The sequence below is a fragment of the Microbacterium sp. 71-23 genome (genome assembly GCF_001897265.1).
Lineage (GTDB): Bacteria > Actinomycetota > Actinomycetes > Actinomycetales > Microbacteriaceae > Microbacterium > Microbacterium ginsengisoli.
This window is the reverse complement of the sequence record NZ_MKSL01000008.1, coordinates 403009-414329: the sequence shown is the minus strand read 5'-3', so window position 1 is coordinate 414329 and position 11321 is coordinate 403009. Positions and strand designations below refer to the sequence as shown.

The window sequence follows — 11321 nt, the reverse complement described above, 5'->3', positions numbered from 1 at the left end:
CCCCCTGCGAAAGGACCGCTCATGACCCGCACCACCCCCCGCCCCGCCCCAGCTGAGGACCCACAACGCGCCTGGCGGCGACACCGCCTGCTCGTCCGGGTCGGCCAGGCCCTGATGGCCGCCGGCGCGATCGTCGCGATCATCCACTGGCTCGCGCACCTGGAAGTGTTCGGCCCCGGCCAGCCCTCCGGCTGGCTCGACCTGGTCGCCGGGTACCCGACCGGGGCGCTGCTGCTGATCACCGGCGCCATCCTCGCCGGCCGCCGCCGCCCCACCAGCAAGAGCACGAACACCTGACCGACCGGAGTGATCCCGCATGCGCACCCCCACCACCCTGACACGCCCACCCCGCCGCGCCGTCACCGCCGCCGCGGTCGCCGTGTTCGGCGCGCTCGTCCTGCTTCTGGCCGGGTGCACCGCCCAGACGCCCGGCCTGTTGTCCTCCTCCCCGTCCCCGGGGTATCTGTCCGCGGACGAGACCGTGCGGGAGATCCCCGCCGACCAGCGCGACGACCCGGTCACCTTCACCGGCACCACCGACACCGGGGAGCAGGCGGATTCCACCGCGTGGGCGGGTTCGGTCGTTGTGGTGAACTTCTGGTACGCCGCCTGCCCGCCCTGCCGTGCCGAAGCGCCCGACCTGGAAGCCCTCGCCCAGACCTACCAGCCCGACGGTGTCGTGTTCATCGGCGTCAACGTGCGCGACAGCGCCGACACCGCCGCCGCGTTCGAGAACCAGTTCGGCATCACCTACCCGTCGATCCTGGACGCCACCACCGGCACGGTGCAAGCCGCGTTCGCCGGGAAAGCCGCCCCCGGCGCCGTGCCCACCACCATCGTCCTGGACCGCACCGGCCGGATGGCCGCCCGCATCATCGGGCAACTGCCCACCCGCACCACCCTCGCCGCCCTCATCGACACCGTCCTCGCCGAGACGAGCCCCTGATGGGGGAGATCATCACCGCCGGCAGCATCTGGGCCGCCCTCCCCCTAGCCCTCCTCGCCGGGCTGGTGTCCTTCGCCTCCCCCTGCGTGCTCCCCCTCGTGCCCGGCTACCTCGGCTACCTCACCGGCACCACCACCACCGCGGGGGTCTCCCGGTGGCGGGCGCTGGCCGGGACCGGACTGTTCACCCTCGGCTTCTCCGTCCTGTTCATCGGCTACGGGGCCGCGTTCGGCGCCCTCGGGGCCTGGCTCATCCGCTGGCAAGATCTCCTCACCCGCATCCTCGGGATCGTGGTCCTGCTGATGGGGCTCGTGTTCCTCGGCGTGTTCCGGCTCTTCCAACGCACCGCGAAACCCGCCATCCACCCACCCAGCGGGCTGGCCGGAGCTCCCCTGCTCGGCATCGCGTTCGGGCTCGGCTGGACCCCGTGCCTGGGCCCCACCCTCGCCGCGATCTCCGCCCTCAGCCTCACCACCGGCAACCCCGCCCGCGGCGCCCTCCTCGCCGTCACCTACTGCCTGGGCCTGGGGTTGCCCTTCATCGCCGCCGCCGCCGGCCTGAACTGGGCCACCGGAAGCATCACGTTCCTGCGCCGCCACATCCGCACCATCAACATCACCGGCGGGGTCCTCATGATCGCCACCGGCATCGCGATGATCAGCGGAGCCTGGACACTCCTCACCTCCAGCATCCAGAACCTCATCGGAGCCACCGTGCTCCCCCTCTAACACACCTCTAACACCCCGCTGCCGCCGGGAGCGGGGCCATGGCGTAAGCCGCCTGGCAGGGGCGGACCGGCTCCCTGCCGCATCACAGAAAGGACAGACCATGCGACCACACGGCAGCCGTGACCGCGCCCCCATCCCGTCCGAGCCGGACCCGGCCCGCGGTTCCCCGGCGCTGGGGGCCGGGGGCGTCTGGGTCGCCGCAGCGGCCGCGGCCGCCGGGGTTGGGTCGGCGTATTGGGACGACTCCCGGCACACCACCCTCGGCCGGGACAGCACCTTCATCCCTCCGCACCTGCTGCTGTATGCGTCGATCCTCACCGTCGGGGTCGTGATCGCCGGCTGGGGGTGGCGGCGGCTGGCCGCGACACGATCCGTGGCCGCCGTGTTCCGCACGCCCGGGTTCGCGGTCGCGGTCGCTGCGGCGGTCGCGACCGCGGCGGCCGCGCCCGCCGACGCGTTCTGGCACACCGCGTTCGGGCGTGACGCGGTGCTCTGGTCGCCCCCGCACCTGCTGTCGGTGATCGGCACCCTGTGCGTGCTGATCGGCCTGCTCACCGGCACCGACCGGCTCGTGCCTGCCCCGCCGCGGATCGCCCTGGCCGCAGGCGTGCTGGGGGCGGCGCTGATCATCGTGATGGAATACGACACCGACGTGCCCCAGTTCACCGAGACCCTGTACCTGCCGCTGCTGCTGGCGACCACGCTCGGCGCGGCATGGGTGATCACCACCCTGGTCCCCGGCCGCACCCGCCTTGTCCTCGTCGTCGCCGTGTACCTGGTGTTCCGGGTGGTGCTGTGGGTGCTGCTCACCACCTCTGGGTGGCTCGCCCCCGACCTGCCGGTCGCGGTGGCCGGGCTCTTCCTGCTGGCCCTGCCCGTCCCCCGGTGGCGGTGGCCGGTGGCCGCCCTCGCCGTGACCACCCTGCAACTGCTGGCCTCCGGGACCGGGATCAGCAGCGTCCCACCCACCCCCGTCGCCTGGTCCGCCGTCGGCACCACCACGGTGATCATCGTCAGCATGATCGCCCTCACCGTGCGGCCGGGGACTCGCCTCCGATCCGGGGCCGCGGCCGCGGCCCTCACCCTTCTGCTGGTCGCCCTCGCCCCGCCCCCACCCGCGCAGGCGCACGACCCCGGCCAGGGCACCGCCTACGGCACCGCACAGATGACCGTCACCGGCGACGGCACCGGGCAGCTGACCGTCACCATCACCGGCATCCGCCTCACCGACGACACCGACCTCACCCCGTCCCGTCTGGTCGCCCGCCGCGCCGGAGAGGACCTCACCGCGCCGCTGCGCGCACAACCCGGCACCCCGCCTCCCGGTACCTTCACCGGGGAACTGGCACTGCCGTCACCGGGGCTGTGGTTCATGTACGCCCAGTTCGCCACCGGCGAACGCACCCTCGAGGTGTGGGTGCCCGTCGATCAGCAACTCACCGGCCCGCAAAGCCAGCAGCGCAACCTCTACCAGCCCGTCACCGCTGCCACCCCGCCACCGGGGCAGATCCTCCTCGGCGCCGTGCTCCTCGCCGTCTCGGCGGCGCTCACGGTCGCCGCGGCCGTCACCGTCGCCCGCCGCCGACGCGTCCTCCCTCCCGCGACCACCTGACCACGGCGAGGTCACCGCGCCCCGTTGCGGGCGGGCGGGCGATCTCGGCCTCCGGCAACCGAAACGGTCGGGCACGATGAGCTGAGCACCTCTTGCATCCGCCTGCTGTGCTGCCGGAGGGCGCGGACGTGACTCGACGCGGCAACGGCGACCACAACGGCGGCGGTTCTTCGGTTCGTGGGGTTATTCGGTGACGTTGATGATCATGGTCAGGCCGCCGGCGCCGTCGGTTTCGACGTTGTTGTTGGTGGTGTGGTGGTTGATGTGGCAGTGGATGAGCCACTGGCCGGGCTCGAGCGCGTTCCAGAGCACGTCGTAGCGTTGTCCCGGCCCGACGTTGATCGTGTCGGCCTGGAACTGCTGCGCCGTGGTGAGGGCCGCACCGTCGCGGGCGACGACGGTGAACGGGCCGCCGTGGATGTGCATCGGATGGATGTCGATGGTGTTCGAGCCGATGAACCGCACCCGGAGGGTCTCCCCCACCTTCATGTCGATGGTCTCGGTGGCCGGGTACGCCTTCCCGTTGATGGTGAAGTAGTTCGGCATGCCCCCTTCCATCGGCATCGCCGGATAGGTCAGCCCCTCCCGAGACAGCCACTCCTGCAGCTGAATCGTGTACTCGCGATCGGCAGGCGGCTGCAGGCCAGGGTCGGCGGGGTCGATGATCAGCGCCCCGTACAGGCCGAGGGCCTGCTGCCGGTCGGCGTGATCGTGGGAGTGGTAGAAGAACGTGCCCCACTGCTTCACCGTGTACTCGTACCGGTAGGTGTCGCCGGGTTGGATGGGATCCTGGGTGATCCCGGCGGGCCCGTCCATCTCGTTGGGCACGTCCAGGCCGTGCCAGTGCACGGTCGTGGACTCGTCGAGCTCGTTGGTCACGTCGATGCGGATCCGGTCGCCCTGGGTGACCTGCAGCCGAGGCCCCGGGATCTGCCCGTTGTACGCGTACGCGTCGACGGTGACGCCGGGGAGGATCTCCCAGCGGATCTGCGACACGGTCAGCTCGAACACCCTCACCCCGTCCTCGACGCGGGCAGGTTCCAGCACCTCATCACCGCGGGTGTCCACGTCGTACGCGGCGGTCGCGGCCCGCGGGTCGACGGCGGCCATGTCCCGCATCGCCTCGGCGGGGGTGTCACGGGTCATGATCATCCCGGGCGGCATGATCAGCCCACCGACGTCGTGCGCGCTGAGAGTCATGTTGACGGCGTTCGCGGGGGCGACCATCCCGACCACGAGCGCGATCGCGGAGAACGCGCCGACCACGGTCAGCTGCGGCACGGTCACCGCTCCGGCGCCAGAAGGCTGGTGCGCCTCATGCCCCGACCCCGGCGACGACGCAGCGCCCGCCGCCTGGTCGTGGCCGGCGTGCGCCTCCGGCGGCTGCGGGTTGTGCTGCGCGTGCGCGTCATGCTCCTGGGGGTGGGTGGCGGGCTGGGGGCGGACGGTCATCAGACCGTGCTTGAGGCCCTTCTTCACCATCCACACGTTCACGGGGTAGGCGAGCACGAACCCGACCGCGATCCCGAAACTCATCACCGCCCAGAACAGCAACTCGGTGGGCAGCATGGCCCGCATGTCGCGGCCCATCATCAGCAGCGACATCACCGGCGCCATGCCCGCCATCATCAGGTTCATGCTGATGAACTCGGGCAGGAACGAGCGGCGCACGTTCTGCCAGTAGCTGCCGCCCATCATGTTTTTCATGAACAGGGCCTGGAACACGAACAACCCGAACGCGAACCCGGCGGCGTACTCGATGATCAGATCCAGCCACATCGGCAGGCCCAGCGACGCGACGACGACGGCGGCGACGATGATGCCGGTGGCATCGCCCGCGACGCAGTGGATGGTCGAGCCGATGCCCTGCTTCCACAGCGGCCGGGTGAACTCCTCATGCTCTCCCGGCCGTGGCTCCTTGTCCGCGAGCACATACAGCAGCGCCCCGATCGGCCCCAGGTAAAGGGTGACCAGGATGAAGCCCCACTTCATCACCGCCGGCTCCGGGTTGTGACGGAACTGGTCCACCCCGACCCAGATCGTGCTGATCGCGACCAGCACGAACCAGGCGACCAGGAAATAGTCGATCGGTTGAATCAACCTCGCCCGCCTCTCCCTCGCACACGACTCCCCCACACCTTATACCCCCTATAGGTATTCTTTCAATCGGCGCCGCCTCGGGTGCCGACGGGTGCACGTGCCCGGTGGGGCGAACCTGACGCAGCCGAGACGATCGCGGCGGAGTTCAGCGACCCGTGCCGTCCTCAACGGCGCCGCCGAAGAAGTCCGCACCGGCAGACTCGACCCCGACGGCATCACGGCGATCCTGCTGCCCGCCTTCACCGACACCACCGCACCCCGAGGGCACTGATCCTTCCGCTCAGGAGACGGACGTCGTTCGGCGATAATCGAGAACGACGTGCCGGTGGACGCGATGTGGCTGCTCTGTCGGCGAAGGCGTGGAGGGCCTGCGGCCGGGCGGGATCCGGGAGACGCAAAGGTCGGATTGGTACAGTGAGGGACTATGCCCCGCGACCCCCGATCCCGGCCCGACCGGGTCATCGCGGCGGGGTGGTGGTCGGGGCGGCTGCTGACCATCCTGGGCCTGGCACTTGTGCTCATCATCGGCGGCTGGACCACCTCCCACACCACGGCTGACGCGCACGCCGACACCAGTGCGGGCTCCCCCGTCGCGACCGGCTCTACCCCAGACTCGGGGGCACCGGTGGAGGGCCGGACGGCGTCGTCCTCTGCGGGGGTGTCCGTCGATGCGTCCGGGGCGTGGGGGTGCCTGATCGGGGTGGTGTGCACGCTGCTGGTACTGGCGGCCGTGACGGGGTTGCGGTTACAGAGCCGGCTGCGGATACTGCGGGTATCCCGTCCGGTGCGCGCGCCGCTGCTGGTGCCGGTGCCCGTGTCGCGGCGTCCGGCCGCGCCCTCACTGCTGCTGTTGTCGATTTCCCGAACCTGAGATCCGGCATGCCGCCCACCCATGGGCGGCGTCTTCCCGCCCGCCCGTGTGCGGGCGCTGTGTGATGCCGATTTCTAGGTTTGGAGAATGTCTTGACGACCCGTATCACGGCGGCCCCCGTCGCCGGTCCAGTGCCGACGGCTGCGGCCGGTCACCGCCCACCCGGCCCCGCTCGGCCCCGTCCGGCCCCGTCCCGCCGCGGCGCCGGCGCGATCATCCTCCGTCCGTTCCCGCCCCGGCCCTCTTGTGCGGGGAGGGGGTGGTGATGCGGTCGGGGTTGACGCATCGGCGGGCGATCATCGTCGGGGCCGGGCAGGCCGGGCTCGCGGTGGCCGCCGCGCTGATCGGGTTGGGGTTCCGGCCGCAGCAGGAGTTCGTGGTCGTCGACGCCGCCACGGACCGGCAACGCAGTTGGGCGTCCCGGTGGCATTCGATGCGGCTGCTGTCCGACGCCCGCCACAGCACGCTTCCGCTCCGGCCGCTGCCGCTGGACCCGCACGAGCATCCCCGGGCCGATGAGATCGCGAACTACCTGGACCAGGTGCAGCACACCCTGGGGGTGGACCCGTTCTGGGGGTTGCGTGTGGTCGGGGTGGAACGCCGCGGTCACGGGTCGGTGCTGCAGCTGCAGACCGCGGAGGGCGACGTGCAGACCCGCAACGTGGTGTGCGCGACCGGCGCCGCCACCCACCCCCGCATCCCTGCGTGGGCGCAGCAGCTGCGGGTGCCCGGGGTGGTGCTGCACAGTGCCCACTACCAGTTCCCCCGGCAGGTGCCCACCGGGCGGGTGCTGATCGTCGGCGGAGGGAACAGCGGGGTGCAGCTGGCGCGAGAGCTGTCCGCCTCCCACGAGGTCACCCTCGCGGTCCGCACCCGACGGCCGCACCGACCCGCCCGTACCTTCCCCGTCCACGCCCGGGCAGGCTCGTCCTGGCTGGGTCGCCCACCCGCCGTGCAGCCGGTGTTCGGCGACAGCTACCATGCGCTGCGTCACGCGGGTGTGGCGGTCGCCCCGGCGGTGACCGGCGCGGACGGCGGGCAGGTCACGTTCGCCGATGGCAGCACCCTCGCCCCGGACTCGGTAATCCTCGCCACCGGGTACGACCCCGGCGACGACTGGCTCCCCGCCGAGGCGACCGCAGCCCGGTCCCGCCCGGCGATGACCGGGCTGCCGGGCTTGTTCGTCGCCGGGATCCCCGCCCACAGCCGCCCCGGAGCGGACACCCTCGCCGGGGTGTCCCGGGACGCCGCCGTAATCGCCCGCACCATCGCGGACCGGCCATGACCGCCACCCCGACGACCCTCCAGGACCCGCACGGACGCCCCCAACCCACCCCGCCGAACCGCCGCGCCCGGGCGGTGATGCCGTTGGCGATGGCGTTGCCGGTCGCGGCAGCCGCGGCGGTGCTGATGGATCTCGCCTACCCGGAGGTGGGATTCTGGCCGGCCGCGTTCGCCGCGACCGGGCTGCTGCTTCTCGCCCTGATCGGCCGGAGCGTGTGGGGGGCGGTGGCGGTCGGGGCGGTGTTCGGGTTGCTGTTCTTCGGGCTGCTGGTGTCCTGGACGACCCGGTATCTCGGGCCGGTGCCGTGGGCGGCACTGACCGTGGTGGAAGGGACCCTGACCGCGGTCGGGATCATCCCGCTGGCACTCGCCTACCGGTGGGTGCCGCGCGCCGCCCCCGGCCCGGTCGGACGCCTGCTCCTGCTGCCGGGCCTGGTGGCCGCGTTGTGGACGGGCCGGGAGGTGCTGCTGGGCGCCTGGCCGTACGGGGGGCTGCCGTGGGCGCGGCTCGGGATCACCCAAGCCGACAGCCCCCTCGTTCAGACGGTGTCCTGGGTCGGGGTGAGCGGGCTCACCTTCCTGATGGTCTTCACCGTCGCCGCCGCGATCGAAACCATCCGGACCGGCCGGTGGCGTCGCCCGTTCCCCGCCGCCGTACCCGCCGTCACCACCCTGATGCTGGTCCTGGTCCCGGCGTTTCCCACCACACCGGCCGGGACGATGCGGGTCGGGGCGGTGCAAGGCAACGGCCCGTCCGGGTACTTCGACCAGCGCACCGTGGGGGCGATCGCCCGGGCGCAGGGGGACGCGACCGGCCCGGTGCTCGACGCGGATGTGGATCTGGTGGTGTGGCCGGAAGGGCTGGATGCTGACCCGTTCCAGACCCCGTGGCTGGCCGAGCATCTCACCGGCATCAGCACCCGGGCAGGTGCCCCGCTGCTGGCGAACGCGGCCACCACGGCGGGCGGCAACATCTACAACACGTCGTTCCTGTGGGACCCGGCCACCACCGGTGCCACGCCGCAGCGGGAGCAGGTGCAGACGCACGCGAAACGCCACCCGGTGCCGTTCGGCGAGTACGTGCCCGATCGGGCGTTCTACACCCTGCTCGCTCCCGACCTGGTCGGGCTGCTGCAACGCGACTACGCGCACGGCACCGACCTGCCCATGGTCACCGTCGGCGACGTGCCGGTGGGGTTGGCGATCTGCTTCGACGTGATCTACGACGAAGTCATCGCCGAGAGCGTCACCGCCGGCGCGGAGCTGCTGGTGTTCCAGACCAACAATGCCGACTTCCGCGGCACGGACGAGAACCTGCAGCAGCTCGCGGTCGCCAGAATCCGCGCGGTGGAGACCGGCCGCACCGTGGTGAACGTCTCCACCGTCGGCGCCAGCCAGATCATCCGCCCCGACGGCAGCACCCTCACCGGTCTGCCCGCCGGACAGGCCGGGGCGATGATCGCCGACACCGACCTGCGCGCCGGGCTCACCCCCGCCGTCCTCATCGGGCAAGGCGTTTCCACTGTCACCCTATGGGGTGGGCTGGGTGGTCTCGCCCTCACCGGTGCGATCGCCCGGCGGCGACGCCCCCCTGCCGTGGCCTGACCAGGCATGCCCGCCAGACAACCCGGGCTATCCGACGGGCGGGAGGACGAGGCGGCGGATCTCCGCAGCGATCAGGTCCGATTCTGTGGCGGGGATGTAGTGGCCGGAGCGGGCAGCGACCACGTGCCGGCCCTGCCGGGACTGTGCGGCCCGATACCGCCCGGCGGCGGTCGCGGCATCCCGGACCCGTCGCGGCATCCCGTCCGCGAGACTGCCGGAGATGACGGTGACCGGGACATCGGGCAGCACCGGCGGGTCGCCGCGCCAGGCGTGCAGCTCGGTGAGGAACGTGCGCGCCTGCCGACCCTGGGTGACCACCACCGCGGGCCGGAACGCCTCCCGGTGAAGATCCGCCCGCACATCCTCGGGCATCCCCTCCCCGAGGAACCGGAAGAACCGCTCCAGCAACCCCACCCGTGCCAGCACCCACTCCACGGCGATCACGATCTTCTCCCCGACCCGGAACGGCACACCGAACTGCTGGGTCGCTGCCTCGTCGGTCGGATCCACCAGCACCAGACCGGCCTCCCGGTCCGGGCGGCCGGTCTGCTGCCTGCCGCACGATCGGGCCGCCCGCGGAATGCCCCACCTGCACGAACCCGCTGCTCGGCTCGAGGCCGTCCAGCAAATCGTTCAGGTCGTCGGCCATCCGGTCCAGGGTGCGCCCTGCACTATCCGGGGCGGACCGGCCCAGCCCTGCCCGGTCATACACCACGGCCCGCGTGAACGCGGCGACCCGGGTCTGCAGCAACGCCCAGGTGGAGCGGGTCGCCGCCCATCCCGCCTCGAACACCACCGTCGGCGCCCCGGGGGTCCCGGCCGGGGCGGGCAGCACCATCGTATACAGGGCGCGCTCGTCACGGGTGCGCACCCACACCGGCTCCCCCTGCGTGTGCACACGCTCCCCCGCCATGACCCGCCCTACCGGTCCGTGCCCTGGCGGGAGGCGCCGGTCGCGGCGCGGTGGGCCTTCTCCCGCAAGGCCAGCAGGGCGAGGGTGTCGTCCTTGATCTGGGTGCGGCCGAGGATGCCCCAGTGCGCGCTCAGGTGGTCTTCGAGGTAGCGCAGCACCCGGGCGAACGGGACGGTGTGCCACGGCGCCCCCGCCCCGGGCGGGGAGGTGGGGTTGCCGAACACGACCGTGCGGATCGTGTGCCCTTCCGGCGCCACCGTCCGTCCCGTTTCCAGCAGTTCGGCGACCAGCCGGGCGGCATCGGTCGGGGCGCAGCACCCGAACCGGGTGAACGCGGCTTCCAGCACGGCCGGGTCCCGCATCGCCGGGTTGGGGTGCGGGCGGCCTTCCTTGACCTCGCCGAGGATCATGTCCGCTCCGCCCCCGGCGCCCAGGGCCGGGTCCAGCGGTGCGTCGACGGTCCCGGACGCTCCCGGTGCGCGGTGCAGCCGTACGGCGAGGATGTCCAGGTCGGTGATGGTGCGGGGACCGCCGGGACCGGTGGCGTCCAGCACGGGGTATTCGGCGACGGTGAAGTAGCCGTTGACCCGCAGGTACGCCTGCACCAGCCCGACCGCCGTGTCCACCCTCTATCTCCGACCGGGTTATCTGGCCGGTCAGGCGGCGTGCGCGTAGCGGGCCGGGTCGGCGTCGAACAGCGGCCCGCACTCGGCGCAGCAGAACCAGTACCGGCTGCCCTGGTAGTCGCGGAACAGGCCGCGCTGCTCGGCCCAGGCCGGGTCGACCTGGTTGCCGGGCATCACCGGACAGGTCACCAGGTTCGTCGCCCCCGCCGGCGGCTCGTGATGGTGATGCTCGTGCGCACCATGCTCGTGTCCTCCACGGTCGTGCCCGTGCGTGGGTCGTGCCCGGAGTGGTCGTGGTCGTGGGACATGGTGTGTCTCCTTCTCGAGCGATGGTTAGGCCTGGACGGGCGCGGGCTCTCGGGTGGCGGGGGCGCCGGCACGGGTCGGGGTGGGCAGGGGGCGGAAGCGGCGCAGGCGGAGGCTGTTGGTGACGACGAACACGCTGCTGAACGCCATTGCCGCGGCGGCGAGGATGGGGTTGAGCAGGGCGAGCATCGCGACCGGGATCGCGGCGACGTTGTACGCGAACGCCCAGAAAAGGTTCCCCTTGATCGTGCCCAGGGTGCGGCGGGCCAGCCGGATCGCGTCCGGGACCAGCATCAGGTCGCCGGAGACGATGGTCAGGTCCGCGGCGGT

12 protein-coding genes and 1 pseudogene are annotated in these 11321 nt (G+C 72.0%); 7 read left to right on the top strand and 6 right to left on the bottom strand.

Features of this window, described 5'->3' with window-relative positions; all coding sequences use genetic code 11:
* Nucleotides 1–21: 21 nt before the first annotated feature.
* The 4 genes from BGO15_RS02100 to BGO15_RS02085 all read left to right on the top strand — a co-directional run bounded on the left by BGO15_RS02100 (nt 22) and on the right by BGO15_RS02085 (nt 3286).
* Nucleotides 22–297 carry a hypothetical protein gene (locus BGO15_RS02100; protein ID WP_005049588.1) on the top strand — a complete coding sequence of 92 codons (276 nt, stop codon included), beginning with the start codon at nt 22–24 and terminating at the stop codon, nt 295–297.
* A 19-nt stretch (nt 298–316) separates the two neighbouring features.
* Nucleotides 317–946, top strand: coding sequence for a TlpA family protein disulfide reductase (locus tag BGO15_RS02095; protein WP_005049587.1), 630 nt, complete (start codon nt 317–319; stop codon nt 944–946).
* Complete coding sequence (locus BGO15_RS02090) at nt 946–1674, top strand: cytochrome c biogenesis CcdA family protein (RefSeq protein ID WP_005049586.1); 729 nt, start codon at nt 946–948, stop codon at nt 1672–1674. Before BGO15_RS02095 ends, BGO15_RS02090 begins: the two co-directional genes overlap by 1 nt.
* Before the next feature lie 100 nt (nt 1675–1774).
* The gene (locus tag BGO15_RS02085) at nt 1775–3286 is read left to right on the top strand and encodes a hypothetical protein (RefSeq protein WP_056518812.1); all 1512 of its coding nucleotides are present in this window, start codon (nt 1775–1777) and stop codon (nt 3284–3286) included.
* 183 nt (nt 3287–3469) lie between these two features.
* Here the strand turns inward: BGO15_RS02085 and BGO15_RS02080 are convergent, their stop codons facing one another.
* Entirely contained in the window at nt 3470–5386 is a 1917-nt protein-coding gene (locus tag BGO15_RS02080) for a multicopper oxidase domain-containing protein (RefSeq protein ID WP_056518814.1), read from the bottom strand.
* A gap of 424 nt (nt 5387–5810) precedes the next feature.
* On the opposite strand from BGO15_RS02080, the gene BGO15_RS02075 reads away from it, so the two are divergent.
* The 3 genes from BGO15_RS02075 to lnt all read left to right on the top strand — a co-directional run bounded on the left by BGO15_RS02075 (nt 5811) and on the right by lnt (nt 9146).
* Nucleotides 5811–6257, top strand: a complete 447-nt coding sequence (locus BGO15_RS02075; protein ID WP_056518817.1) for a hypothetical protein — start codon at nt 5811–5813, stop codon at nt 6255–6257.
* 265 nt (nt 6258–6522) lie between these two features.
* Nucleotides 6523–7542: a flavin-containing monooxygenase gene (locus BGO15_RS02070; protein ID WP_045245675.1), complete on the top strand. Its 1020-nt coding sequence runs from the start codon at nt 6523–6525 to the stop codon at nt 7540–7542.
* Entirely contained in the window at nt 7539–9146 is a 1608-nt protein-coding gene (gene lnt / locus BGO15_RS02065) for an apolipoprotein N-acyltransferase (RefSeq protein WP_156454718.1), read from the top strand. The genes BGO15_RS02070 and lnt overlap by 4 nt, the downstream gene beginning before the upstream one ends.
* A 27-nt stretch (nt 9147–9173) precedes the next feature.
* Here the strand turns inward: lnt and BGO15_RS02060 are convergent, their stop codons facing one another.
* The 5 genes and pseudogenes from BGO15_RS02060 to BGO15_RS02040 all read right to left on the bottom strand — a co-directional run.
* A complete protein-coding gene (locus tag BGO15_RS02060; protein ID WP_198553659.1) occupies nt 9174–9662 on the bottom strand; it encodes an alpha/beta hydrolase in 489 nt (162 codons plus the stop codon).
* Nucleotides 9663–10067: 405 nt separating this feature from the next.
* Nucleotides 10068–10685 (bottom strand): hypothetical protein, encoded by a 618-nt coding sequence (locus BGO15_RS02055; RefSeq protein WP_036286071.1) that lies wholly within the window; start codon nt 10683–10685, stop codon nt 10068–10070.
* 30 nt (nt 10686–10715) lie between these two features.
* Nucleotides 10716–10874 (bottom strand): YHS domain-containing protein, encoded by a 159-nt coding sequence (locus BGO15_RS02050; protein ID WP_327037316.1) that lies wholly within the window; start codon nt 10872–10874, stop codon nt 10716–10718.
* Nucleotides 10871–10993: a hypothetical protein gene (locus BGO15_RS02045; protein WP_268768652.1), complete on the bottom strand. Its 123-nt coding sequence runs from the start codon at nt 10991–10993 to the stop codon at nt 10871–10873. Before BGO15_RS02045 ends, BGO15_RS02050 begins: the two co-directional genes overlap by 4 nt.
* Before the next feature lie 25 nt (nt 10994–11018).
* Nucleotides 11019–11321: pseudogene (locus BGO15_RS02040) on the bottom strand (heavy metal translocating P-type ATPase); the annotation flags it as partial.